Origin of the sequence: Polaribacter sp. Hel1_33_78 (assembly GCF_900106075.1) — a bacterium.
In the GTDB taxonomy this organism is placed as follows: domain Bacteria; phylum Bacteroidota; class Bacteroidia; order Flavobacteriales; family Flavobacteriaceae; genus Polaribacter.
Window position 1 is genome coordinate 379,602 of record NZ_LT629794.1, and the last position, 26,091, is coordinate 405,692.

Annotated in this window: 18 protein-coding genes; 5 read left to right on the top strand and 13 right to left on the bottom strand. The window is 32.2% G+C overall.

Going from position 1 to position 26,091, the window contains the following annotated elements; translation table 11 throughout:
- Nucleotides 1-253 precede the first annotated feature (253 nt).
- Both BLT88_RS01785 and BLT88_RS01790 read left to right on the top strand, forming a co-directional pair.
- A complete protein-coding gene (locus BLT88_RS01785) occupies nucleotides 254-1,684 on the top strand; it encodes a DASS family sodium-coupled anion symporter (RefSeq protein ID WP_091952618.1) in 1,431 nt (476 codons plus the stop codon).
- Between the two features lie 428 nt (nucleotides 1,685-2,112).
- Entirely contained in the window at nucleotides 2,113-7,026 is a 4,914-nt protein-coding gene (locus BLT88_RS01790) for an Ig-like domain-containing protein (protein ID WP_091952620.1), read from the top strand.
- A gap of 309 nt (nucleotides 7,027-7,335) precedes the next feature.
- On the opposite strand, the gene BLT88_RS01795 is transcribed toward BLT88_RS01790, so the two are convergent.
- The 9 genes from BLT88_RS01795 to lpdA form a co-directional block, all read right to left on the bottom strand.
- Nucleotides 7,336-8,871 (bottom strand): YifB family Mg chelatase-like AAA ATPase, encoded by a 1,536-nt coding sequence (locus tag BLT88_RS01795; RefSeq protein ID WP_091952621.1) that lies wholly within the window; start codon nucleotides 8,869-8,871, stop codon nucleotides 7,336-7,338.
- A 52-nt stretch (nucleotides 8,872-8,923) separates the two neighbouring features.
- Nucleotides 8,924-11,503: a phosphoenolpyruvate carboxylase gene (locus tag BLT88_RS01800; protein WP_091952623.1), complete on the bottom strand. Its 2,580-nt coding sequence runs from the start codon at nucleotides 11,501-11,503 to the stop codon at nucleotides 8,924-8,926.
- Nucleotides 11,504-11,607: 104 nt separating this feature from the next.
- Nucleotides 11,608-11,982 (bottom strand): hypothetical protein, encoded by a 375-nt coding sequence (locus tag BLT88_RS01805; RefSeq protein ID WP_143741121.1) that lies wholly within the window; start codon nucleotides 11,980-11,982, stop codon nucleotides 11,608-11,610.
- Nucleotides 11,983-12,091: 109 nt separating this feature from the next.
- Nucleotides 12,092-14,059, bottom strand: coding sequence for a protein-disulfide reductase DsbD (locus tag BLT88_RS01810; protein WP_091952626.1), 1,968 nt, complete (start codon nucleotides 14,057-14,059; stop codon nucleotides 12,092-12,094).
- The gene (tilS, locus tag BLT88_RS01815) at nucleotides 14,059-15,375 is read right to left on the bottom strand and encodes a tRNA lysidine(34) synthetase TilS (protein WP_091952627.1); all 1,317 of its coding nucleotides are present in this window, start codon (nucleotides 15,373-15,375) and stop codon (nucleotides 14,059-14,061) included. The genes BLT88_RS01810 and tilS overlap by 1 nt, the downstream gene beginning before the upstream one ends.
- Nucleotides 15,376-15,397: 22 nt before the next feature.
- Nucleotides 15,398-16,219 (bottom strand): alpha/beta hydrolase, encoded by an 822-nt coding sequence (locus tag BLT88_RS01820; protein WP_091952629.1) that lies wholly within the window; start codon nucleotides 16,217-16,219, stop codon nucleotides 15,398-15,400.
- Between the two features lie 2 nt (nucleotides 16,220-16,221).
- On the bottom strand, nucleotides 16,222-16,455 hold the full coding sequence (locus BLT88_RS01825) for a hypothetical protein (RefSeq protein WP_036788497.1): 234 nt from the start codon (nucleotides 16,453-16,455) through the stop codon (nucleotides 16,222-16,224).
- Between the two features lie 92 nt (nucleotides 16,456-16,547).
- A complete protein-coding gene (locus BLT88_RS01830) occupies nucleotides 16,548-17,888 on the bottom strand; it encodes an anthranilate synthase component I family protein (RefSeq protein WP_091952630.1) in 1,341 nt (446 codons plus the stop codon).
- Nucleotides 17,889-17,967: 79 nt separating this feature from the next.
- Nucleotides 17,968-19,368 carry a dihydrolipoyl dehydrogenase gene (gene lpdA, locus BLT88_RS01835; RefSeq protein ID WP_091952632.1) on the bottom strand — a complete coding sequence of 467 codons (1,401 nt, stop codon included), beginning with the start codon at nucleotides 19,366-19,368 and terminating at the stop codon, nucleotides 17,968-17,970.
- A gap of 135 nt (nucleotides 19,369-19,503) precedes the next feature.
- Between lpdA and BLT88_RS01840 the strand changes: the two genes are divergently transcribed.
- Both BLT88_RS01840 and BLT88_RS01845 read left to right on the top strand, forming a co-directional pair.
- On the top strand, nucleotides 19,504-19,977 hold the full coding sequence (locus BLT88_RS01840; RefSeq protein ID WP_091952633.1) for a heme-binding domain-containing protein: 474 nt from the start codon (nucleotides 19,504-19,506) through the stop codon (nucleotides 19,975-19,977).
- A 6-nt stretch (nucleotides 19,978-19,983) separates the two neighbouring features.
- Nucleotides 19,984-21,216 carry a glycosyltransferase gene (locus BLT88_RS01845; RefSeq protein ID WP_091952635.1) on the top strand — a complete coding sequence of 411 codons (1,233 nt, stop codon included), beginning with the start codon at nucleotides 19,984-19,986 and terminating at the stop codon, nucleotides 21,214-21,216.
- A gap of 32 nt (nucleotides 21,217-21,248) precedes the next feature.
- On the opposite strand, the gene BLT88_RS01850 is transcribed toward BLT88_RS01845, so the two are convergent.
- The 4 genes from BLT88_RS01850 to BLT88_RS01865 are packed head-to-tail and all read right to left on the bottom strand — an operon-like array spanning nucleotide 21,249 to nucleotide 25,437.
- Entirely contained in the window at nucleotides 21,249-23,264 is a 2,016-nt protein-coding gene (locus BLT88_RS01850; RefSeq protein WP_091952637.1) for a M3 family metallopeptidase, read from the bottom strand.
- Between the two features lie 60 nt (nucleotides 23,265-23,324).
- Nucleotides 23,325-23,804 (bottom strand): 5-(carboxyamino)imidazole ribonucleotide mutase, encoded by a 480-nt coding sequence (gene purE / locus BLT88_RS01855; RefSeq protein WP_091952640.1) that lies wholly within the window; start codon nucleotides 23,802-23,804, stop codon nucleotides 23,325-23,327.
- A 2-nt stretch (nucleotides 23,805-23,806) separates the two neighbouring features.
- Nucleotides 23,807-24,964 carry a 5-(carboxyamino)imidazole ribonucleotide synthase gene (locus BLT88_RS01860; protein WP_091952642.1) on the bottom strand — a complete coding sequence of 386 codons (1,158 nt, stop codon included), beginning with the start codon at nucleotides 24,962-24,964 and terminating at the stop codon, nucleotides 23,807-23,809.
- Nucleotides 24,965-25,017: 53 nt separating this feature from the next.
- Nucleotides 25,018-25,437 carry a hypothetical protein gene (locus tag BLT88_RS01865; protein ID WP_091952644.1) on the bottom strand — a complete coding sequence of 140 codons (420 nt, stop codon included), beginning with the start codon at nucleotides 25,435-25,437 and terminating at the stop codon, nucleotides 25,018-25,020.
- A gap of 109 nt (nucleotides 25,438-25,546) precedes the next feature.
- Between BLT88_RS01865 and greA the strand changes: the two genes are divergently transcribed.
- Nucleotides 25,547-26,020 carry a transcription elongation factor GreA gene (greA, locus tag BLT88_RS01870; protein ID WP_036788530.1) on the top strand — a complete coding sequence of 158 codons (474 nt, stop codon included), beginning with the start codon at nucleotides 25,547-25,549 and terminating at the stop codon, nucleotides 26,018-26,020.
- Nucleotides 26,021-26,091 lie beyond the last annotated feature (71 nt).

The following is a 26,091-nucleotide window of genomic DNA, read 5'->3' on the forward strand; positions in this document are numbered from 1 at the left end:
TATTCATAGAAGTACAAAACCCTTGCAGCAAATTGTAAGGGTTTTTCTTTTTTGGGCGTTTTAACAGGCTATCCACTATATCTTTTTTTCGTTCCTCAAAAAAGGATGCCATTGCTATCCTTAACGCAATACTTTTAGACGATTAATGAAGTTTCTGCGACAGCTAGTAAAATTTATTTTTTAATCAAAAACGAATGTAGATGTTTTTCAAAGGTTTCTTTTTAGTATTTTGCAGACGCTTAATCAAACTACAATGCAACCCACAAAAAAAATAGGACTATTTTTAGGGCCAATTATATTTTTTCTTATTCAGTTTTTACCCATAACGGTTGTTTCAGAAAAAGCAGATGCAGTAATTGCGGTAGCCATTTGGATGGTTATTTGGTGGATTACAGAAACCGTAAACATTGCAGTTACAGCTTTGTTGCCACTTATTTTATTTCCGCTTTTAAAAGTGATGGAAATTGCAGACGTTGGGGCAAATTACGGAAGTCCAATTATCTTTTTATTCTTTGGTGGTTTTGTATTAGCATTAGCTTTAGAGAAGGTAAAGCTGCATAAAAGAATTGCCTTAAATATTATAAAATTTACAGGAACAACGCCTAATAAAGTTGTGCTAGGTTTTATGATTGCTACTGCTTTTATGAGCATGTGGATTAGTAATACAGCATCAACAGTAGTAATGTTGCCAATTGCAATATCAGTCATCAAACTATTAGTAGATGACAGCGACGGCTTTACAAAAGGCGATAAAAATTTTGCGCTAAGTATAATGCTAGGAATCGCTTTTGCGGCAAATGCTGGCGGAATTGCAACGGTTATAGGCACACCACCAAATTCGGTTTTAATAGGTTTGTTAGAAAATCAATATAACATCCAAATTTCTTTTTTAACTTGGATGAGTTTTGGCTTACCTTTTTCTATCATAATGGTTGTTGCGGTTTATTTTGTTTTGGTAAAATGGATGTTTCCTTGTAAAGATATTTTGTTTACGGCATCCGCAAATTTAATTTCTGAGGAAGTTAAAAAACTTGGAAAAGTATCAAAAGAAGAAAAACGTGTTTTGATCATTTTTGCAATTACTGTTTTTTTATGGATAACGAGAACAATTGTGAATACACTTTTTCCAGGGTTAAAATTATCGGATACTGTTATTAGTTTAATTGGTGCAGTTTCTTTATTTGCGATCCCTATGAATTTAAAAAAGGGAAACTTTATCCTTCAGTGGAAAGACACCGAAAAATTGGCTTGGGGAATTTTAATTCTATTCGGAGGAGGTTTGGCACTCGCAAAAGGAATGGCTTCCAGCGGTTTAGTTGCATTGATTACAGATACCATTGCTGCAGGAAATTTTAATGTTTTAGCAACCGTTGCATTGCTAATTGTACTCATGTTATTTATGACCGAGTTAATGAGTAATGTTGCGTTAGTCGCTGTTTTGGCGCCTGTGGTTGCAGGAATTGCAATTGGGTTAAATATTCCTATATTAAATTTATTAATTCCGGTTACAATGGCAAGTAGTTGTGCTTTTATGTTGCCAATGGCAACGCCACCAAATGCTATTGTGTTTGCAAGTGGTTATGTAAAAGTGAATGAAATGGTCAAAGCAGGTATTGTATTAAATGCCATAGCTGTTGGTCTGTTGATTTTGTATTATCAGTTTGTGATTCCCTTGTTTTTTTAATGAAAGTTTCTAAGGGATTTAAAAACCAATTAAGCGCAATTTCAGAAGATGCTAAGTAAACGAAGTACTCATTAGTAGCATTTTTTATCGTTCAGGCATCCACTCCCTCGTAATGGCTTTTTGGTGTTTTAGATTATTCCCAAAGTAAAAAGGACAGTGGCGTTTTAAAAAACAATTGTTACACTATACAAAAGAACGGTATTTTATATCAATAATTTCTCCTAATTTTAACCAAAACGTTTTAATTGCCTTTGTAGCTTCTCCAGTTTTTATTCACTTAAAGTTGCAAGTAAGTGCGTTTTTTGATTTTATTGTACTCATTAATGAGGTTATTTAATCTCATTAATGAGTAGTTGTTTTTATTTTTTTTCTTAGATATTGCATTAATATAATGTTTAACGTTTGTTAGACCAATTAAACCCCTAATTATGAATAAAAAAATTAACTTCGTTTTTCTTGACGATTTATTAAATAAACACCTATTAAGCGTCCTTTTTGTAACCTTACTTTCGCTTAAGTCCTTTGCTCAAACAAATACTGTTACTTATTTTGAAGATTTTGATTCAAGTGGTATTCCAACAGATTTACCTGCTAATGGATATTGGACGTTTCATAATGAAATTGATCCCACCCAAACTTCTTGGGAGGACTTTATTCCAGGTGACGGATTTGCATATATAACTGTGGATGCAAATACGTCCAATGATAATGATCCAAATGGTATTTATCCATTTCAAACTCTGGAATTTGGAGGGGTTGGTGAAAATCATCGTCTCGAAGTAAGAATGAAAGGGGCGGTTGTTGATGGTGGTTTAGTTTCATTCCTTTTTACCTACAAACAAGAAGGTTCAATATTTAATGAAGTAGATCTTGAATTAGTCGCAGATGATGCTGCTACAGCTTCGCATAATACCTTACCTTCAGATGGAGGGTGGACAGAGGCAAGGTTTAATACATGGAGAAATGCTAATGAGAATACAAGTGTTCCTTTTACAGGAACTAAAAAGGCTGTTGTAAATCAACAAAACGAAAAAATATCTCTTATTGATGGTGAATTTCATACTTATGCAATAGATTGGAGATCAGATAGAATAGATTTTTTTATAGATGATATTTTACAAGAATCAATTAATACAGACGTTGCTACAGGAGTATCAGAAGTTATTATTGGTTTTAGAGATCTACCTTGGGCAGGTGATTTTAATTGGAGTGGCACACATACCTTGGAGGTTGATTATCTAAAAATAGAGCCTTTAGAACCTGCAACAGTAGCGCAAAATGATTCTTTTACAGTGAATGAAGATACAGAATCAGATTTAGATGTATTAGCTAACGATGTAGCAAATGCAACTATAACGTCTTATGATGCCTTCAGTGCAGAAGGATATCCAGTTTCCCAAACAGCTTCAATATTAACTTATATTCCATCAGGAGGATTTGTAGGAATAGATAGTTTTACGTATTCAATTGAGGATGAAAATGGAGATTCATCTACAGCAACGGTAACAGTAACAATTGAACCGGTAGAATCAGTAAATGGAGTACCATATGCAAAAGCAGATGCAATAACAGTTGCTCAAAACACTACCACTATTTTAGACGTATTAGCAGATAATGGATCTGAAGCGGATTACTTTGGAACAGATGGTGCGTTTGATAATGGATTAACCTTATTTGATGGAACACTATCAGGAGTTAGCGAGCAAGGAACTATTACCGTAGATACTAAAAGCACAGACAGTCCATTAGATGATAGAATTATTTACACACCTAATAATGGTTTTATAGGAGTAGATCACTTTTATTACAGTATTACGGATGCAAGCGGAGATACTGCAATCGCTCAAGTAACAATTACGGTAACAGAAATAAATACACCAACAGCACAGGATGATGCTGCAACCGTAGCACATGGTGTAACAATACCAATAGACGTTTTATCCAATGATAGTTTTGGGTTAGATGGTCAGGCAACAAATGATGCATTAACAATTAATGTAGCTACTAATATAAATGGAGCAACCATCGCTGTAAATGCTGGTAAAATAGACTATACTCCCGCAAGTAACTATATTGGAATAGACATATTTACGTATATAATTACAGATGGAAGTGGTGATACAACAACAGCAGATGTAACAATAACGGTAACCGGAGCAGCTGTAGTTGACGAACCTAATGTATTGTCAGCAAAACGTGATGAAGTAAGTGTAGCACAAAATAGTACAGATAATGAAATAGCTGTTTTATTAGACAACGGATTTGACATAGATAGCTTTGGATTAGATGGAGCAATAGATAATGGCTTAACATTTTTAGATGGAACGCTAACCGGCCTAAGTGAACAAGGAACAATCATTGTAGATACTAATTCTTCAGATAGTCCATTAGATGATGTAATTGTTTACACACCAAATACAGGTTTTGTAGGAGTAGATCATTTTTATTATATGATTACAGATACAACAGGAGCTTCTTCCATAGCACAAGTAGCAATCACGGTAACAGAAATAGATACACCAACAGCGCAAGAAGATGAAGTATCAGTATTACAAGATAGTGGCGTAACTTCTATAGCAGTATTATCTAATGATAGTTTTGGATCAGATGGAAGAAATGAAACAAAGTTTTTAGAAATTGATTTATCTTATTCTAGTGCAAATTTAGCATCAGGGATAGTTGTTAATGGTGATAACGTAGATTACACAGCAGCAGACGGTTTTACAGGACAAGAGACATTTAGGTATACTATTTATGATTTTGATGGACAATCTAAATCTGCAATAGTAACAATAACAGTAGGTGCTTTAAGTACCAATGATTCACCAAAAGCACAGGATGACGCAGTTATATTTGCACAAGATAGTTCAGAGAATATTATCAATATTTTAGATGATAATGGATCTGGAGCAGATAATTACGGATTAGGTGCTGCACATCCAAGCCATCCAATATCACTTGTAGCATTTTATTCAAAAGAGGGAGGGGCGTTAGAATTAGACGGAACAACTGTAAAATATACACCAAGAACAGGTTATGTTGGAGAAGATACTTTTGATTATTTGATTACAGACGAAAATGGAGTTTCTGACAGAGCTACTGTAACAATTAATGTAACTGGTTCAGTAGCAAATGGTCTTACGGCAGTAGCTGATGAAGTAGCAGCTGTAGAAGGTGTTACAAGAACTATAAATGTATTAGCAAATGATGTTTTCGGAACAGCATTTTTAGAAACGGTAGTGATTAGTAATGAATCTGGTGAAGTAACCATCACTGTAAATTCTGATAATACTTTAGAATATACATATACAGTTGCACCAGGAGCAACTTTTACAGGAACAACAGATACTTTTAACTACACTATTATTGATGCCAGTACTGCTAATGAATCAACAGCTACCGTAACGGTAACGATTCAAGCAGCAGATGCAGTAAATGGCGTACCAGAAGCAAAAGGGGATGAATTGGAAGCAGTTCAAAACACAATAAGTAAATTATTTGTATTAGCAGATAATGGATTTGGACCAGATGAATTTGGTACAGATGGTCCTCATAGTGCACCATTATCGTTTATCAATGGATTATCGTCTGGAAAAAGTGTTAAACAAATAGAAAGCGACGAAGCTTCAGTAAACAATCTTGAAGTTAAGGTGGATGCTGGAGTTTTCTATATTGAGTACACACCAGTAGCAGGTTTTACAGGAGAAGATAGTTTCTATTACATGATTACAGATGCAAGCGGAGATAATTCTCTAGCACAAGTATTTGTAACGGTAACAGAAATAGATACACCAACAGCGCAAGAAGATGAAGTATCAGTATTACAGGATAGTGGCGTAACTTCTATAGCAGTATTATCTAATGATAGTTTTGGATCAGATGGAAGAAATGAAACAAAGTTTTTAGAAATTGATTTATCTTATTCTAGTGCAAATTTAGCATCAGGGATAGTTGTTAATGGTGATAACGTAGATTACACAGCAGCAGACGGTTTTACAGGACAAGAGACATTTAGGTATACTATTTATGATTTTGATGGACAATCTAAATCTGCAATAGTAACAATAACAGTAGGTGCTTTAAGTACCAATGATTCACCAAAAGCACAGGATGACGCAGTTATATTTGCACAAGATAGTTCAGAGAATATTATCAATATTTTAGATGATAATGGATCTGGAGCAGATAATTACGGATTAGGTGCTGCACATCCAAGCCATCCAATATCACTTGTAGCATTTTATTCAAAAGAGGGAGGGGCGTTAGAATTAGACGGAACAACTGTAAAATATACACCAAGAACAGGTTATGTTGGAGAAGATACTTTTGATTATTTGATTACAGACGAAAATGGAGTTTCTGACAGAGCTACTGTAACAATTAATGTAACTGGTTCAGTAGCAAATGGTCTTACGGCAGTAGCTGATGAAGTAGCAGCTGTAGAAGGTGTTACAAGAACTATAAATGTATTAGCAAATGATGTTTTCGGAACAGCATTTTTAGAAGCGGTAGTGATTACTAATGAATCTAATGAAGTAACCATCACTGTAAATTCTGATAATACTTTAGAATATACATATACAGTTGCACCAGGAGCAACTTTTACAGGAACAACAGATACTTTTAACTACACTATTAAGGAGGACGGTACTACTAATGAATCAACAACTACCGTAACGGTAACGATTCAAGCAGCAGATGCAGTAAATGGCGTACCAGAAGCAAAAGGGGATACATTTTCAGTAGTTCAAGGAATAATGAGTTCATTAGCTGTATTAGCTGATAATGGATCAGGAGTAGATAATTTTGGTTCAGATGGAGAAAATACAACAAACCCATTAAGGCTTTTTAATGGAACAACAGAAGGTAAAAGTGTTAAACAAATAGAAAGAGAAGCTCAGGGAAGCAGTGCATTTAACAATCTTGTAGTTAATTCAGGTAAGATTGAGTACACACCGGTAGCAGCTTTTATAGGAGAAGATAGTTTTTATTATAAGATTGTAGATGCAAGTGGAGACGAATCAATAGCACAAGTAACCATTAATGTTACTTCTTCAAAGTCTTCAGGGATTGTAACTACTGACGCAGTAATCAAAGACCTTCAAGTATATCCTAATCCGTCAAAAGGTGCTTTTAAAGTATTAGTTTATAGTGAAAAGGCAGAACAAGCTTCTGTACTATTATTTGATGTTACTGGTAAAGTGGTGTATAACAAGAAACAATTACTTTCTGCAGGGAACAATACAATGAACTTACATGTAAATGTGCAAACAGGTATTTTGTTTTTAAAGGTGTATACAGATAACACCAACTTTGGAACTAAAAAGATTTTATTTGAATAGGTTAATAATACTTGTAAATAAAAAAAAGAGGAACTGAAAAGTTCCTCTTTTTTTGTGAAAAAAATCCATTTAAGAATGGGCATATTTCGATACAAACTTTTATTCAAGTTATAGAGGATTCTTAAAAAATTAAAGAAAGACAAGGTTTTTTAAAAAAATGATGCACTATGTAAAGAAATAATTAGTAATACACTTCTTAAAATTAAATAGAAAAAGGAAAAAATACACCTAGAATGCGTGTACGAGATAATTTTAATCATAGTTGGGTGGACCTTTACTATTGGTATAAATAATATAGAAAGCAAATATCTACCCCAACCAACCCTCTCTGTCTAAACTTCTGTATTGTATAGCTTCTGCAATATGATTTGGAGAAATATCTTTTTCATTTGCCAAATCTGCAATAGTTCTAGAAACTTTTAAAATTCGGTCATAGGCTCTTGCAGAAAGATTTAATTTTTCCATCGCCGTTTTCAAAAGGGTTAAACTTTCTTCTGATAATTTACAATACGCACGAATTTGTTTTACACTCATTTGAGCATTATAATGCACGTTTTCAAAATCTTTAAAACGTTCAGATTGAAGTTCTCTTGAGGCAGTTACTCGTTTTCTGATGGCTACACTAGATTCTCCTTTTCTTTCTTCTGATAATTTAGCAAAAGGAACAGGAGTAACTTCAATATGAATATCGATTCTGTCTAATAAAGGTCCAGAGATTTTACTTAAATATCGCTGCATTTCTTGTGGGGAAGAAGTCATTGGCGAATTTGGATCGTTAAAATAGCCTGATGGACTGGGATTCATGCTTGCTACCAGCATAAAGCTACACGGATAGGTTACTGTAAATTTTGCTCTAGAAATGGTCACATCCCTGTCCTCTAAAGGTTGACGCATTACTTCTAAAACATCTCTTTTAAATTCTGGTAATTCATCCAAAAATAATACACCGTTGTGTGAAAGTGAAATTTCTCCTGGTTTTGGGTATTGACCACCACCAACAAGGGCAACATTTGATATAGTGTGGTGTGGGCTTCTAAATGGTCTTTGAAACATTAAGCCATTATTCTTTGTTTTACCAACTACAGAATGAATTTTTGTGGTTTCTAGTGCTTCATGCAAAGTCATTGGTGGTAAAATGGATGGTAATCTTTTTGCTAACATTGTTTTTCCTGATCCTGGAGGCCCAATTAAAATAATATTATGCCCGCCAGCTGCAGCGATTTCCATACATCGTTTTATAGATTCTTGTCCTTTTACGTCAGAAAAATCAAATTCAGGAAAATCAATATTTTTATAGAATTCTGCTCTCGTATCTACAATAGTAGGTTCAATTTTTTTATCACCGTTAAAATGGTTGATTACTTCTAAGATATTTTCTACGCCTAAAACTATTAGATTATCTACGATTGCCGCTTCTTTGGCATTTTCTTTAGGAAGAATTAAATATTTAAATCCTTCTTCTCGGGCTTTAATGGCGATGGGTAAAGCACCTCTTATAGGCTGTAAACTTCCGTCTAAAGAAAGTTCGCCCATAATAATGTAGTCGTTAATATTGTTAAATTTTATTTGATTTGAGGCAGCAAGAATTCCAATAGCAAGTGTTAAATCATAAGAAGCACCTTCTTTTCTGATATCGGCAGGCGCCATATTTATAATAATTTTCTTACCAGGAAGTTTGTAGTCATTATTACTTAGAGCAGCAGAAATTCTATAAGAACTCTCACGGACAGCATTGTCTGGCAGACCAACTAAATGATATCCTATTCCTTTGTCGATATTTACTTCAACCGTAATTGTGGTGGCTTCAATACCAAATACGGCAGAGCCATAGACTTTAACTAGCATTCTTTTTTTTCTTTAAAAATAGAGAAAAAAAGAATGCTATTAAAATTTAATTTTAAGCAGAGTTTCTACTTGCATTAATATTACCAAATAAAGAGCGCATCACCATTTTTTCATAAACTTCTATTTCTTTGATGTTTCCATCCGTTTTTTGTAAATCTTGAATTTGCTTTAAGGCATATTGTTGTATTGTTAATAATGGTAATACAATGTTTTCTCTCATTTCTATAGACGCTTTACCTATTGGAAAATTTTCCATTAATTCTTGATCTCCAGTAAGTTTTAAAAATAACCTTTTGGTAGTCTCATATTCTTTAAAAATTAATTTCCAGAATTCACCAAAAACTGAATCATCGGCCATATAAGCAGTTAAGCCAAAGAATGATTTTGTTAAACTCATCATACTGTTTTCTAACAGTGTTTTAAAGAAATCTGAAGCATTATAGAATTCAATAATTTCATCAAATCGACCTGCTTCTTCATATTTTTTTAATGCTGTTCCAACCCCAAAAAATCCAGGTACATTTTGTTTTAATTGACTCCAACTTCCAACAAAAGGAATCGCTCTTAATGCTGAGAAATCTAAAGTGTCAGAATTTGAACGTTTACTGGGCCTGCTGCCAATATTAGTTTTTGCATAATATTTTAACGTACTCATTTTTTCTAAATACGGTAAAAATTGTGGATGATTTTTAAAGTTTACATACGTTTTATAACTAGTATCCGCTAAATCTTCTATGATTTCTCGGTGTTTATCATTTAATTGATCTTTCGTAAATACTTCATTTTTTATACCAGAACTTATTAATTGTTCTAAGTTAAATTGAGATGAGTTTAAGGTTCCAAAATTAGAACTAATTGTTTGACCTTGAATGGTTAATTGAATTTCTTTGTCTTCGATAGTAGGTCCTAAAGAAGCATAAAATTGATGTGTTTTTCCTCCACCTCTTGCAGGTGGTCCTCCACGTCCGTCAAAGAAAATTACTTCAATATCAAATTCTCTAGAGATTTTAGTAAGTGCTTCTTTTGCCTTAAAAATTCCCCAATTTGCCATTAAATACCCCCCATCTTTGGTTCCGTCAGAAAAACCTAACATTATAGTTTGTTTGTTTTTTCTTTTCGTCAAATGATATCTATAAGCTTGGTTAGAATATAAGGTACGCATAACATCACTAGAGTTTTCTAAATCATCTACAGTTTCAAAAAGCGGAATTACATCTACAGGTAATTCGTTTTCAAAGCCACATAAATTTAACATCGCAAAAGTTTGCATGACATTTAATGCTGATTGGTTGTTGCTAATAATGTACCTATTTGCACCACGTTCACCATTTCTTGCTTGTATGGTTTTTAGCGCATAAATAGACTCAATAGTTTTTACAGACATTTCATCAGATAAAATTTTAGGATCGATATTTCCTTTCACCAATGATAAAATTAAAATCTGTTCATCTTCAGATAAATGATGATAGTTTTTAGGGAAGGTTGTGTCTCCATCAGCAGCTAAATCATCTACAATTTGTGTAAATGCTTTGTGATGCACTCTACTATCTTGTCGGATATCTAAGGTTGCAAAATGGAAACCAAAAATTCTTACTTTATTAATAAAATCATTTAATTCTTCGATAAATAAAGAATTATGCTTTGTTTTTACAATTTCTCTTGCTGCTTCTAATTCTGATAACAATATTTTTTGCGAAAAATTAACTTTCTTGTAACTTCTAACAACGTGTTTGTACAAGCGTTTTTCCACTTTTGCTAAAATTTCTTGAACACCATCAAAAGTAAAACGTCTTTTTAAACGTTTAACATCTCCATAGTAACTTCTCAAAATTGATTGGCGCAATCTTTCTGCAACATCTAAAGTGATTTTTGTTGTTACAAACGGATTTCCATCTCTATCTCCACCTGGCCAAAAGCCAAGGTCAATAATTTCATTTTCTAAAGGTTCTCCATCATAAATATGTTGTTGAACATAGTTGTATATTTTACTTATAGAATGATAAAATACATTTTCTAGATACCAAATTAAACTTATCGCTTCGTCATAAGGAGTCGGTTTTGCCTTCTTATAAAAAGGCGTCTTTCCTAACTGAGCTAATAATTTTTTGATGAGTAATAAATCATCATTTTGTATGGCTTTATCTAAATCTGTAATAATACCTAATACAGAACCTGGATAAAATTGAGTTGGATGCGCTGTTAAAACGATACGTACTTTAAAATCTTCTAAATGCTTTTTTAATTCTTCTTTTTTTTCATTTAAAATTGCAATTTCTTTAGAATTACGAAGCGTACCAATACCGTCCATATTATTCACAATAGGAAAAGCAGCGTCTTCAATAGCATCAAATAAAACAACTTGACGTTCAATGTATTGTATAAAGAGAAAAAGTAAATCTTTTTTATTTTGGTCTGAAGGATTTTCTTGATATTTCTGAAAGAACAGGTCTACAATTTCTGTAGGATTATTTCCATTATCAAAACCGTTTTTACATATTTCATGAAAAAGAGGTAATAAGACACCGGTATTGCTTATCGTGTCAAATGGAAGTGTCATAAAAATGCTGTTGTAAATTTGATATTTAGACAACACATTATCATTAAATCTAGTTAGTTTTGGTAATCTAGCCATTTTTTTCAAAAGTTTAAGTTGTGAAATTACAAAAAACCAAAAATAAAGAACCTAGGTTTTTGCTAATAATGTCATTAAAAATTACGAAAACGATGGAAATTTGATTAGATTTTTTTCAATTGTTTATTTTTTTGTTTTTTTAAGAAATAAGGTTGAATTCTATTTTCAATACGATGCAAATTCCATTGCGAAGGGTCATTCTTGTAATTAATTTCTCTCGCTAGTCTATTGTTTTGATATCTTTTAAGATCATCTAATTTATAGATTGTTGGTTTCTTTTTCATGCCTTTAAATTCAAAAATACGGTGTACGCTTGGAACAGAAAAACTCTGGGACATTGGGAATTCTGCCGAGGGAAGTATTGTTACGAAAAATTTGAAAGCTGAAAAACCTAATCTCTTTTTTAATGCATCATAAGTATTTAAATCCTTGTTATCAAAATTGAGAGTATAAATGCTTTGAGATGTATTTACATTCATTTCGGTCTTTTGTTGCGCACTCATAGTGATGCTAAATAGCAAAATTATAAGTAAATAGAAGTATTTTGTCTGCATAACTCTTAGATGATTATTTTGTGTAAATATAAAATTATTTTTCATAAAAGGTTGTTAGTCCTTCTTTTAGCCAATTATAATATGTATCTCTATCCGTATATTGTTGAGTGTTATTTAATATTTCTAAATCAGGACTTAATAGAACATAATAAGGTTGGGATGCATTCTTAAAATTAATTACCTGAAAAGTAGACCATTTATCACCAACAGTTTTTATCTTCTTAACTTTTCCATTTTTCTTCAAATAATCGAATTGCTGTTCTTTAGGCAACTGTTTTTCATTATCATCTACATATAACGAAATCAATATATATTCATCTTTTAAGATTTCATAAATATCTGGTTCACTCCATACATTCTCTTCCATTTTTCTACAGTTTACGCAGGCCCAACCAGTGAAGTCTAACAAAATTGGTTTATTACTTTCTTTAGCAGCAACCATACCTTCATCAAAATCTTTATAACAGTTTAAACCTAAAGGGCAATCACTCTCTTGTTCGTAAATACTATAAAATTGTGGAGGCGGAAAGCCGCTTAACAAACTTAAATTCCAAGTAGGATTTTTTAAAACACCAGGAGAAATATAAATAATAAACGAAATTATTAAAATGCCAAAAGATATTCTTGAGAAGGATAATTTCTTGATAGGGGAATCATGAGGAAATTTAATTTTAGCAAATAAATAGAGCGCTAATCCAACAAAAATCACAATCCAAATTGCTATAAAAACTTCTCGCTTCAGTAGATCCCAATGTGCTACTAAATCGGCATTGGATAAGAATTTAAATGCCAAAGCCAATTCTAAAAATCCTAAAACCACTTTTGTGGTATTCAACCATCCACCAGATTTTGGTAAAGAATTTAACCAACTTGGGAATAGTGCGAATAAAGCAAAAGGTAAGGCTAATGCCAATCCAAATCCTGTCATACCAGCCGTTAACTGTGTTGCTCCTCCATCAGAAGTTAAAGAGCTCGCCAATAAAGAACCTAAAATAGGGCCTGTACAAGAAAAGGAAACAATTGCCAAAGTTAATGCCATAAAGAAAATTCCAATAATTCCGCCAATAGAAGAAGCAGAATCCATTTTATTTCCCCAAGAACTTGGTAGTGTAATTTCGTAAAACCCGAAGAAAGAAAAAGCAAAAAATACTAACACCACAAAAAAGAAAATATTTAACCAAACATTGGTAGAAATTGTGTTAAGTATTTCTGGATCTAAATTGTCTAAAAAATGAAATGGAAGGCTTAATAAAATATAAATAAATACAATAAAAATCCCGTACAATATCGCATTAAAAACACCTTTCTTATTGTTTATTGATTGTTTAGTGAAAAACGATACTGTTAAAGGAATCATGGGAAAAACACAAGGAGTTAACAATGCTAACAAACCGCCAACAAAACCTAATAAAAAGATACTAAATAAACCATTTGAACTTTCTGTATCTGAATCTGTAGAATTCTTTAAAAGTGATGTGTTCTTTAAATTAAGCTTTAATTTTTTTGTAAGATTTGTGCTTTTTTCGTCAATTGAAATTTCTTCTTTTGAAATGTTTCCGGTTAAGGAAAAGGAAAAGTTTTCATCGACATTGATACAAGCAGTTTCACAAACTTGACCAAAGAAATTTAGTCTTATTTCTGAAATATCTTTATTGGTAAGTTGAATTCTTTGGGTAATAATTGCCTTGTCTTTAAAAACAATTTCTTCTTTTTCCCATGTTTCAGAATATTTTTTAAAAGTGTCTTGTTCATCGGCTTTACCAACTAGTTTATAACCAGATTCACCTTCAAGGATTGTAATTTCTAAAGGTAAAGAAGCTTCATCAGGATTGTATTGTGAATATAAATACCAACCTTTAAAAAGTGTTGCGGTAAAAATAAGGTTATACTCGGTTTCTGATATTTTTTGAATAGACGTTTCTATTTTTATTGGCTCGTTTGCAGTTTGTGCTTTTAAAAATAAAGAGGATAAAAGGATAAAAAAGGTGATGAATTTCTTCATTATTTTGAGGTTATTTTTAAGATGTTTTTAGAGGAATTTTTAACCGATAAGCGTCTGTCTTGTCTATGGTTAATGATCCAAATAATTTCATTGTTCGCATTGCAAAGTAACCAAGTATTTTCTTTTTGAAGAAGAGAAAACTTCTCGTCTTTAAAATATTTACTCAACTTCTTTTTCCCTTGCATTCCAATGGGATAAAAATAGTCGCCATTTTGCCATTTTCTTACTATTAATGGATATTTTAATAAATCTTTATCCACGTAAATGTGCTGTTTGTCTTCCATTGCTATTTGCTGAACAATATTAAAGCTTAAAGAGATAGGATTTGTAATCTCTTTGTGATTTTCTGATACAAGATAAATTTTTTCTTGACGATTTTCATCATCACCTATTTTACTCAACATTAAAAACGCTCTGTCTTTTAATAGTCGATGTGTTTTAGAGTAAACCTGTTTTCCTGATTGCGCAGAAACTAGGCTGTAAACATCATTCCACTCCGTAAAATTGTACTCTTTTAACAGTTGATACAAATATGCTTTGGAGTGCGATAGTTGACGTATTTTATCAATGTCAATTTTTAAAATTGAGTTTTCAGATGTGATAATTTTTGCTGAAATATCAGCAATTCTATCTTCAATAATTTGTTTGCTTTGTTGTAAATGTTTTGATGTTTTTGAAAACGTTTCTAGTACATTTGGATTTATTTCTTTTAAAATAGGAACAATTTGATGTCTAATTTTATTTCTAATATATTTTATTGAAGCGTTACTTGCATCTTCTCTCCATTTAATATTGTTGGCTTTTGCGTAGGCTAATATTTCTTCTCTAGAAAAAGCTAAAAGCGGACGAACAATATTTCCGTTAATTTTTGGAATTCCTGTAAATCCATCAAGACCTGATCTCCTTGTCAAATTAATGAGAAATGTTTCTAAATTATCGTCTGCGTGATGAGCCGTTAAAACAAAGTCAAAATTATGTTGTGCAATTAATTCTTGAAACCAATGATAACGTAATTCTCGGGCAGCAATCTGAGTCGAAAGTTTCTTTTCTTTTGCAAATTCTTCAGTAGTAAATTTTTTTGTAAAAATCTGATTAGACGTTTTTTGTGAAAATAATTTGACGAATTCCTCGTCTAAATCACTTTCTTTTGCTCGAAGTTGAAAATTACAATGTGCTAAAGAAGTAGTGAAATTTAACTCAAATAAGAGATGAGCTAAAACCACAGAATCTAAACCACCAGAAATAGCAATTAATAGTTTTTTGTCCTTTAAAAAAGGAAAATTTATATGGATATGTTCTTTGAATTTTTGCAGCATTTATGCTTCAAAAATACGGAAATTAAAGTTGAAAATTTAGCCAGTTTACAACATCTTCTAGCATTTCTTCTTTGCACAAATCGTTTTGTAATTCATGATAACCATTTTCATACAGTTTTAGAGTTGCTTTATCAGAATTATTCGCAAATTCCTGCGTTCCTCTATAATCAATAATTTTATCACCTGTTCCATGTAATAAAAATATTGGAGTCTCCAGTTTACTTGCGTTTTCAATGGCCCATTTTCCGGAGTCAATAAAAGTTAAAGAGAAGTTAGGACTAATTTTAGCATGCACTAAAGGGTCGTTTATATACTTGTCAACTTCTATTTTTTCTCTAGAAATATCATTAGCATCTAACTCATTTCCCATGGTTATAGATGGCGCAATTTTTTGCAACAATTTGCCAACAGCTAGTTTAATCTTTGGTGGTTCAAAAGCCAATTTTAAAAACGGACTTGTAGCAATAATTCCTTTTAAGTCATGCTTTTTTTTGAGGGCATAATTGATAACAGTATTGCCACCCATAGAGTGGCCGTATAAGAAAATTGGTGCATCAGGGAATAATGCCTTTGCTTTTTCAATGGTCTTAGAAACGCTTTCTAAAACAGCTTCAAAGCTCGGATTATGACCACGCTTTCCAGTTGTTTTTCCATGTCCAAAATGATCGAAAGCGACAACAGAAAAATCATTTTCATTTAATTTTTTGGCCACATGTTTATAGCGTCCAGAGTGTTCGCCCATGCCATGCACCAAAACGATAACAGCTTTTGTGTTTTTTGCTTGCCAATATTGCCCGTAAAAATTGGTTTGATAAATATGAAAATTGAATTCTTTGTGCATCATAATTAGTGTCTTTTTAACCAAACTCTAATTTCTTTTCTTAAAGATTGTTCTGGTTTTGGTAGCGGAATTGTTTTTCCAAATTGCTTACTTCTATTAAACTTAGAAAAAGTTACTTTAAGTTGTTTCCATTCTGCAGGATACATTTCAAGAAACTTGTTAAACATACTTTGTTCAGTTTGTTTTTCTTTGAGTTTATCAAAAATCAGTTGAAATTTTTCTTCTTGGTTGATAATCATTGAGTAAATATAGTTAAAAAAGATTTCTATTTTTCTTGAAATAAGTTCAGTAGAATTAAAAGGAATAATTGAATTTAAAATTAATAATTTTACTAGGAGTTTAGCAATACATATTTCATTGCTTTTGCTTTTAATAAGCACTCTTCATATTCTTTTTCAGGAATAGATTTAGCGGTAATTGCGCCACCAACAGAATAAGAAATGTATTTATGTTCTTCATTATACAGAATACTTCTTATAACAACATTAAAATCGAAATTCCCATTAGGGGTAAAGTAACCAACCGTTCCTGAGTACAAGCCACGTTTTGTTTCTTCTAAATCTTCAATTATTTTCATTGCAGAAATTTTTGGAGCTCCTGTCATACTTCCCATAGGGAACGTGTCTTTTATGACATCTATGGGATGCGTCTTCTCTTCAATTTCTGAAACTACGGTAGAAATTAATTGATGCACTTGTTTAAAAGAATATACTTTACATAACTCTTCAACTTTTACAGTTCCTTTTTTTGCGGATTTAGACAAATCATTTCTAACCAAATCTACAATCATTACATTTTCTGAACGTTCTTTTTCATCTCTATGCAAATCAAGTGCAATTTGTGCATCATCAAACGCACTAATTAATCTTTTTGCAGTTCCTTTTATCGGTTGAGTAATTATTTTTCTTCCTTCTTTTCTAAGATATCTTTCTGGAGTTGCTGATAATAAATATTGATGTTCCATTTTAAAAAATACGGCAAATGGAGCTTCAGAAATTTTGTTTAAATCATTGTAAACTTCCAAAGGATTTATAGTGCTATTTTCGGCGTAAAATTCTTGACAAAAATTGGCTTCGTAGATATTTCCTTTTTTAATATGGTCTAAAATTTTGTTTACTTTCTGGTAGTATTCATCTTTGTGAATTCGGAGTTTTATTTTGATGTCATTTTCCAAATTTTCAGAGGTAGTATTTGGACTCTGTGAAACAATGGCTTTGATAGAATCTACATTTTTGTGATACTTTTTTATAGTTTCAAAATCATTTTTAATTTCATCATCCACCATCTTTAAGTAGTGAAATTCGATACTATTTTCTTTAATGAAAATTAATTTTTGTGGTTGAAAAAAGTACAAGTCCGCAAAATCTAAACCATCAAAATTATTCGAAGAAAGTAGTTCAACATCATTTTTTACATCATAAGAAATGTATCCAAAAATATAATCTTTAGTTAGGGTTTGATATTCTTTTAATTTCTCAAATGCATTTTGATAATCTGTTTTAATAGCGGTAAACTCCTCGAGGGCTAAAACACAGTCAAAACTTGAGTACTGTTGTTTATAATTGTTAGAATCTAACCAAATTGCAGTTTCAAACTGTTGCGACCAAGAAAGTAAATTTGTTTTAAATTTAGCTAGTTTGTCAGCAGAAAAAGTACGAATTGTTCTTTGCATATGTTTGGTAAAAATACTCGAAAGTTTTAGAAACAAAAAAACCTCACAAGTAGTGAGGTTTCTATTTGGTATTTATATTTTATGCATTTAAAGGTTTACCGTCCCAAGCAGCTTTTGCAGCTTCTTTTACAGCTTCAGAATAGGTTGGGTGACCATGACAAATTCTTGCTAAATCTTCAGCAGAAGCTCTAAACTCCATGGCAACGGCAGCTTCCATAATTAAATCTGCAACACGTGCGCCAACCATGTGAACTCCTAAAATTTCATCTGTTTTTTTATCAGCTAAAACTTTAACAAAACCATCAATATCGCCACTTGCACGAGATCTTCCTAAAGCTCTCATAGAAAATTTACCCGCTTTATAATCAATGTTTGCTTCTTTTAATTCGTCTTCAGTCTTACCAACTGCAGCAGCTTCTGGCCAAGTGTACACAATACCAGGAATTAAATTATAATTAATATGAGGTTTCTCACCCGCTAAATATTCTGCGACAACAACACCTTCTTCCTCTGCTTTGTGCGCCAACATAGCACCTTTAACAACATCACCAATTGCATAGATAGAATCAATATTAGTTTGCAAATGGTCGTTTACAGAAACTTGACCACGTTCATTTACTTCAACGCCAATTTTTTCTAAACCTAAACCTTCTGTATATGCTTTTCTTCCAACGGAAACCAAACAATAATCACCAGAAAATTCAATTTCTCTATCTTTTTTATCGGTAGCTTTTACAACAACAGTATTTCCACTTCTTTTTACAGAGGTTACTTTATGACTGGTCGCAAATTTAATCCCTTGTTTTTTAAATACTTTTTGCAATTCTTTAGAAACATCTGTATCCATTCCTGGTACAATTTTGTCCATATATTCAATTACGGTAACATCTGCTCCCAAACGTTTGTATACAGAACCTAATTCTAAACCAATAACACCTCCGCCAATAACAATTAAATGCTTCGGTACTTCCGGAAGTTTTAACGCTTCAGTAGAGGTAATTATACGTTCTTTGTCAAGAGAGATAAAAGGTAAAGTTGATGGTTTTGAACCTGTTGCAATAATGATATTTGTTCCTTCAATTATTACTGAAGTGCCATCATTTTTTGAAATCTTTACATGCGTAGCATCTTGGAAAGAACCTAAACCTTCATAAACATCAATCTTATTTTTGTCCATTAGATACTTAATTCCACCAGTTGTAGTTTCTACAACTTTCGCTTTTCTTTCAACCATTTTGCCAAAATCGAAAGAGGGATTTTGAACAGAAATACCATGCTCTTCAAAATGATGAACAGCATCGTAATAATGGTGTGAAGAATCTAGTAAAGCTTTAGAAGGAATACAACCTACATTTAAACATGTACCACCTAAAGTTGAATATTTTTCAATAATTGCTACTTTTTTACCTAATTGAGATGCTCTAACTGCAGAAATGTATCCTCCAGGACCAGAACCAATTACAATAATATCGTATTTCATGAGTGCGTTTATTTTGTGTAATCTTTGACCTTACGGTTTGGTTTTCAATAATAGTTGACAAAAATACGGATATTTTCACAGAATAAAGTGAGAATTTAGTAGTTTTACTATCTTATACATCTTAAAATTTATCCGATGGAAATACTTAAAAAATTAGGTTACTTTTTGTTATTCGTTTTCATTATTGCTCAGTTTTTTGGACCTGAAAAAAATGAAGGAGATTTAGCTTCTGTAGATAGTTTTATTGCAGAAACAAATCCGCCAGAAAATGTAAAAAATATTTTTGAAACTACTTGTTACGACTGTCATTCAAGTAAAACAGCATATCCTTGGTACAATAATATTACGCCTGTAAATTATTGGCTAGCAAGCCATGTTAAAGATGGTAAAAAGCATTTGAACTTTTCTAAATGGAACGAATATTCTTTAAAAAAGAAAGAGCATAAAATGGATGAGTTGTATGAAGAGGTTGCAGAAGGAGAAATGCCTTTAAATTCTTATACTTGGACGCATTCGGAAGCTAATTTGTCACAAGAGCAAGTTGATGCAGTAGTTACTTGGGGTAAAAAAGTACAAGCAGATTACAAGCGACAAATGAATACTAAGTAATCGATTTTGCAGCAGGTTTTAATTATTGGATATGTTTGGGTAGAACCCAATTCTTCTGCTGCAGGAAGTAGAATGCTGCAACTTATTGAGCAGTTTTTAAAACAAAACTGGAAAGTAACTTTTGCTTCTCCAGCCCAAAAGAGTGAGAAGGCAGCAAGTTTAGGTTCTTTAGGAATTGATGAAGTTTCTATTGAATTAAATAATACTTCTTTTGATGATTTTATAAAAGATTTACAACCAACTATTGTATTATTCGATCGTTTTATGATGGAAGAACAATTTGGCTGGCGAGTTGCAGAAAATTGTCCAAATGCATTGCGAATTTTAGATACTGAAGATTTGCATTTTTTGCGAAAAACAAGACAGCAACAATTAAAAAAAGGACAAGAATTTACAACGGAAGCGTTGTTGAAATCAGAGGATACTAAAAGAGAGATTGCATCCATATTAAGATGTGATGTATCTTTAATCATTTCAATGTTTGAAATGGATTTATTGAAAAATGTTTTCAATATTGATCAAAGAATTTTATTTTATTTACCTTTTTTGTTAGATAGAATTGATGAGCATCAGCAAAAGAAATGGAAATCATTCGAAGAAAGAAATCATTTTATTTTTATCGGTAATTTCTTTCACAAACCCAATGTTGATGCTGTTCTTACCTTAAAAAAAGAAATTTGGAATGAGATTAGAAAACAACTTCCAAAAGCAGAAATCCACGTTTATGGCGCGTATATAACTCCTCAAATACAGCAATTACACAATAAGAAAGAAGGTTTTATTATTAAAGGTTTTGCTGAAGATGCAAAAAAAGTTGTTGAAAACGCCAGAGTTGTTTTAGCCCCTTTACGTTTTGGAGCCGGCGTAAAAGGAAAATTAACTGAAGCTATGATTTGTGGAACGCCAAGCATAACAACTGCAATTGGTGCAGAAGGTATGTGTGGAGATTTTCCTTGGAATGGTTTTATAGAAGATAATTTTTCTGAGTTTGCGCTAATGTCAGCAGAAATCTATAGAAACGAATCAACTTGGAAAAATGCACAAGAATCAGGTGTTGAAATCATTAATTATATCTATGATAAAGATACGTTAAGTCCTCTTTTAATGAATCATATAAATGAAATTCAAGAGAATTTAGAAAAGCATAGGGCAACTAACTTTTTAGGGAGCTTGTTACAACATCAGACGCTGCAGGCCACAAAATACATGAGTAAATGGATAGAGGCTAAAAATCAGTAAGTATTTTTTAGATTAAAACTATGTATAGCATTTTAAACCAATCCTGCTCGTTTTAGCAAGGCATCAGGTTTCGGTTCTTTACCTCTAAAGCGTTTGTAAAGGTCCATAGGTTTTTCTGTTCCGCCTTTTGATAATATATTTTCTTTAAATTTTGTTGCCACTTCTTTGTGGAAAATTCCTTTTTCTAAAAAATATTCAAAAGCATCTGCATCTAAAACTTCTGCCCATTTATAAGAATAATATCCGGCAGAATAACCTCCTTGAAAAATATGAGAAAACGCTGTACTCATACAATTTTCTATAATATCCGGATATAATTTTGTGTCTGCAAAAGCTTCATTTTCAAACTCTTTTACTGATGTTATTTCTGATGGATTTTGACCATGCCACTGCATGTCTAAAAGTCCAAAACTTAATTGACGTAAAGTTTGCATTCCTTCATGAAAGCTTGCAGATTCTTTTATTTTTGCTACATATTTCATAGGGATAACTTCACCGGTCTCGAAATGTTTTGCAAATAATGCTAAAGCTTCTTTTTCAAAACACCAATTTTCTAAAATTTGACTTGGTAATTCTACAAAATCCCAAGAGACAGATGTTCCAGATAAGCTATTGTATGTTGTGTTTGCTAACATACCATGCAATGCATGACCAAACTCATGAAACAAGGTTGTGACTTCGTTAAAAGTTAACAAAGAGGGTTTTGTTTCCGTTGGTTTTGTGAAATTACAAACAATAGAAATTTGTGGGCGTTCGTTGATTCCGTTTTTAATTTGTTGTGATTTATAGGATGTCATCCATGCACCGTTTCTTTTCCCTTTTCTTGGATGAAAATCTGCATAAAAGACAGCAACAAAGTTTCCATTTGTATCCGTTACATTATACGTTTTTACATCTTTATGATAGGTGTCTATATTAAAAACTTCTTCAAATTTTAGGTCATACAACTTACTTGCAATTGTGAAAACACCACCAATTACATTTTCTAATTTAAAATAAGGTTTTAATAACTCTTGATCTAAATCAAACAACTCTTTCTTTAATTTTTCTGAATAATAAGCGCCATCCCATTTTTGGAGTTGGTCAATTCCGTCTAATTTTTTAGCGTAATTTTCTAAATTTTTAAACTCTTTTAGGGCTGCAGGTTTCGCTTTTTCTAGTAAGTTGTTCGAAAACTCAATTACTTTTTCTGGTGTTTCGGCCATTCTTTCTTCCAAAACAAAATGAGCATGTGTTTTATAGCCCAGTAAATTTGCTCTTTGATAACGAAGGTTTACAATTTCTAAAACTATTGCTTCATTATTAAATTCATTTTTTTGAAAAGCTTTTTTACCTGCAGCGATTGCCATTTTTTTGCGTAATTCTCTATTGTCTGCATAGGTTAAAAAAGGAATATAGCTTGGGTAGTCTAGTGTAAAAATCCAACCTTCTTTTTCTTTAGATTTAGCCATTTCTTTCGCTGCTTCTTTTGCGCTTTCGGGCAGGCCAGATAGATCTTTTTCGTTTGTTAAATGCATTTCAAAAGTATTGGTTTCTGCCAATACATTTTCTCCAAATTTTAGAGAAAAAGTAGAAAGTTGTGCATCAATTTTACGAAGTTTATTTTTGTCAAACTCATTTAAATTAGCACCATTTCTTGCAAAACTTTTATATTGCTTATCTAGAAGCATTGTTTGTTCTGCAGTTAAATCTAAAGTTTCTTTTTGATCAAAAACAGCTTTTACTCTTTTAAATAAATCTTCATTTAAAGTAATGTCATTTCCAAACGCTGTTAACCGAGGAGATACTTCTTGTGCAATTTTCTGAATTTCATCATTTGTTTCTGCAGAGTTTAGGTTAAAAAAAATACTGGTAATTCTATTTAATTTTTCACCTGTAAAATCTAAAGTAACTGTTGTATTTTCAAAACTTGGTTTTTCAGAATTATTTATAATTTCATCAATTTCTGCTTTTGCAATTTCTATTGCTTTTTTAATAGCCGGTTGAAAATGGCTATTAGAAATCTTTGAAAAAGGAGCGGTAGTAAAGTCTTGTAAAAGTGGATTCATATTTTCAATGAATTGATTTTAAAATTTGTAGGTTTAAAATAATACTTGTTGTGTGTAAAACTATTTTTTAACGCGCTTAGAAGCTTGTTCAACTTTTAATTTTAACCCTTCTTTATAAGTAATAATTTTATCTAAAACACATGTATCTGAAGCGCCAATAATTTGTGCAGCTAAAATCCCTGCATTTTTAGCACCATCCAAAGCTACGGTCGCTACAGGTACACCTCCAGGCATTTGTAAAATTGATAAAATAGAATCCCAACCATCAATAGAATTTCTGCTTTTTACAGGAACGCCAATTACAGGCAAGGGGCTCATACTTGCTACCATTCCAGGTAAATGAGCTGCGCCTCCTGCACCCGCAATAATTACTTTAACGCCTCTTAGATGAGCATGTTTAGAATACTCAAATAATTTTTCTGGAGTTCTGTGGGCAGACACAATATCTACTTCTATTTGTATATCAAAACTCTCTAAAATATCTATTGCTTCTTGCATGATTGGAAGATCAGAATCACTTCCCATTATTATTCCTACCATAATTATTTGCTTATCACTCTAATCGTTTCTTTTACTTTTTGTGCTATTTCTCTAGCTTTATCAACATCAGAATTTACAATTGTTACATGTCCCATTTTCCGAAAAGGACGTGTTTCTTTTTTACCGTAAATATGCGGTGTTACGCCATTAATTTTTAAAATTTCTTCTATATTCTGATAAATTACATTACCAGAAAAGCCTTCTTCACCAACTAAATTTACCATAATTCCGGCAACTTTACTGTCGGTATTTCCTAAAGGAAGATTTAATATAGATCTTAAATGTTGTTCAAATTGATTGGTGTAGCTTGCTTCAATTGAATAATGCCCAGAATTGTGTGGTCTTGGAGCCACTTCATTGACCAAAATTTCATTTGTTTCTGTTTGAAACATTTCTACGGCTAACAAGCCAACAAAATCTAGTTTGTTCACAACATTTAAAGCAACTTCTTGTGCTTTTTTCACGACAGATTCTTCAATTCTTGCTGGACAAATCACATATTCTACTTGGTTAGCTTCTGGATGAAATTCCATTTCAACAACAGGATATGTTTTTGTTTCACCATCAGCATTTCTTGCAACAATGACCGCTAATTCATTTTTAAACGGAATCAATTGTTCTGTAATACACTCAACGCTAGGTAACGATTCTAAATCAGCAAAATTTCTCACAATTTTAACGCCATTTCCGTCGTACCCAAAACGTGCAGCTTTCCAGACAAAAGGGAATTTGATGATATCATTTTCTAAACAATGCACTAATTCCTCTAAAAAAGCAAAATGAGAAAATGGTGCCGTAGGTATTTGATGATCAAAATAAAAATGTTTTTGCCTCGCCTTACTTTGAATAATTCTTAAATCTTTTGGTTTTGGATAAATGGTTAACCCTTCTTCTTGTAATTTGTCTAAAGCATCAATATTTACATTTTCAATTTCTATTGTAAGAAGATCGACCGTTTTACCAAAGTTATATACAGCATTAAAATCCAGTAAATTTCCAACCTCAAAATGGTTGCAAATTTCTGCACATGGTGCGTTTTTATTAGCATCTAAAATTGAAGTGTAAATATCAAATTTTTGTGTTTCGGCAAGAAGCATTCTTCCTAATTGCCCACCCCCTAAAATGCCTAATCTAAAAGTAGAAGAAAAATAATTTTTCACGTTTAATAGTGTTGTGTTTGAGCAAAAATAAACATCTATTTGATAGTAAACTACTAAAAATTGCTGATTCGAATTGTAGTTCCGATTTTGGTAACCCTATATTCAATTGCTGGACATTCAAAACCTTCCGTTTGCGGTGCGCCACCAAAATCTACACTATACTCGCTCTCATCACAACTACAGTGTAAAAGCCTGTTTTTAAAAGTCATGGCAGATGTACAGTCGTTATTTGGGCAAAGTTTATCGAAAGCTACAAAATCAGTTCCATTTTTATTAAATAATAGAATGCCTTTTCTGCCTCCAGAAAGTTCTGCAACCCCTCCAGGAGTTTGTGCGTTTATCATCTCTGGATTGTTTAAATCAGAAACTACACTTGATATTGGTAATATGCGTATGCAATTTGCTAAATTGGTTGTATCAGAACAATTTACAAACAAATAACAGCTCAATAAAAATAATATTTTTTTAAACATTTGGCATTTGAGTTTCAAACTAAAACGATGACAAGTTACAAATATTTTGTACATTTGTAGGCCAATCTCATACCTGTTTAGGTAATGGGATTTTTAAATTTAAAATACTATGAGTGACATATCTTATTATTCAGAAGAAGGATTAAAGAAATTGAAGGATGAACTGCTGCAGTTAGAGCAGTTTGAACGTCCAAGAGTAACCCAAGAAATTGCAGACGCAAGAGATAAAGGAGATTTGAGTGAGAATGCAGAATATCATGCAGCTAAAGAAGAGCAATCTCATTTAGAATTTAAGATTGCAAAGTTAAAAAATGTAGTTTCAAATGCTAGAATTATTGATGAATCTCAGCTAGATACTTCCAAAATATTGATCCATTCAATAGTGAAAATTAAAAATATGACTAATGGAATGGAGTTTTCGTATACCTTAGTTGCAGATTCTGAAACAGATGTTAGAAACGGAAAATTATCTGTAAACTCACCAATAGGGAAAGGTTTATTGGGAAAGGAAGTAGGGGATGTTGCAGAAATTAAAGTTCCAAACGGAATCATGAAATTTGAGATTTTAGAGATCACGAGGTAATATTTTTTTTGACACTAACATTTATCGGACTTTATCATAAATTCGGGTTTTAGCGATGCTAAAATTCGAAT

Bases quoted from the DNA above. Each gene is read 5' to 3' on its own strand.
- BLT88_RS01785 (WP_091952618.1), top strand. From the start codon at position 254: ATGCAACCCACAAAAAAAATAGGACTATTTTTAGGGCCAATTATATTT.
- BLT88_RS01790 (WP_091952620.1), top strand. From the start codon at position 2,113: ATGAATAAAAAAATTAACTTCGTTTTTCTTGACGATTTATTAAATAAA.
- BLT88_RS01795 (WP_091952621.1), bottom strand. From the start codon at position 8,871: ATGCTAGTTAAAGTCTATGGCTCTGCCGTATTTGGTATTGAAGCCACC.
- BLT88_RS01800 (WP_091952623.1), bottom strand. From the start codon at position 11,503: ATGGCTAGATTACCAAAACTAACTAGATTTAATGATAATGTGTTGTCT.
- BLT88_RS01805 (WP_143741121.1), bottom strand. From the start codon at position 11,982: ATGAATGTAAATACATCTCAAAGCATTTATACTCTCAATTTTGATAAC.
- BLT88_RS01810 (WP_091952626.1), bottom strand. From the start codon at position 14,059: ATGAAGAAATTCATCACCTTTTTTATCCTTTTATCCTCTTTATTTTTA.
- tilS (WP_091952627.1), bottom strand. From the start codon at position 15,375: ATGCTGCAAAAATTCAAAGAACATATCCATATAAATTTTCCTTTTTTA.
- BLT88_RS01820 (WP_091952629.1), bottom strand. From the start codon at position 16,219: ATGATGCACAAAGAATTCAATTTTCATATTTATCAAACCAATTTTTAC.
- BLT88_RS01825 (WP_036788497.1), bottom strand. From the start codon at position 16,455: ATGATTATCAACCAAGAAGAAAAATTTCAACTGATTTTTGATAAACTC.
- BLT88_RS01830 (WP_091952630.1), bottom strand. From the start codon at position 17,888: ATGCAAAGAACAATTCGTACTTTTTCTGCTGACAAACTAGCTAAATTT.
- lpdA (WP_091952632.1), bottom strand. From the start codon at position 19,368: ATGAAATACGATATTATTGTAATTGGTTCTGGTCCTGGAGGATACATT.
- BLT88_RS01840 (WP_091952633.1), top strand. From the start codon at position 19,504: ATGGAAATACTTAAAAAATTAGGTTACTTTTTGTTATTCGTTTTCATT.
- BLT88_RS01850 (WP_091952637.1), bottom strand. From the start codon at position 23,264: ATGAATCCACTTTTACAAGACTTTACTACCGCTCCTTTTTCAAAGATT.
- purE (WP_091952640.1), bottom strand. From the start codon at position 23,804: ATGGTAGGAATAATAATGGGAAGTGATTCTGATCTTCCAATCATGCAA.
- BLT88_RS01865 (WP_091952644.1), bottom strand. From the start codon at position 25,437: ATGTTTAAAAAAATATTATTTTTATTGAGCTGTTATTTGTTTGTAAAT.
- greA (WP_036788530.1), top strand. From the start codon at position 25,547: ATGAGTGACATATCTTATTATTCAGAAGAAGGATTAAAGAAATTGAAG.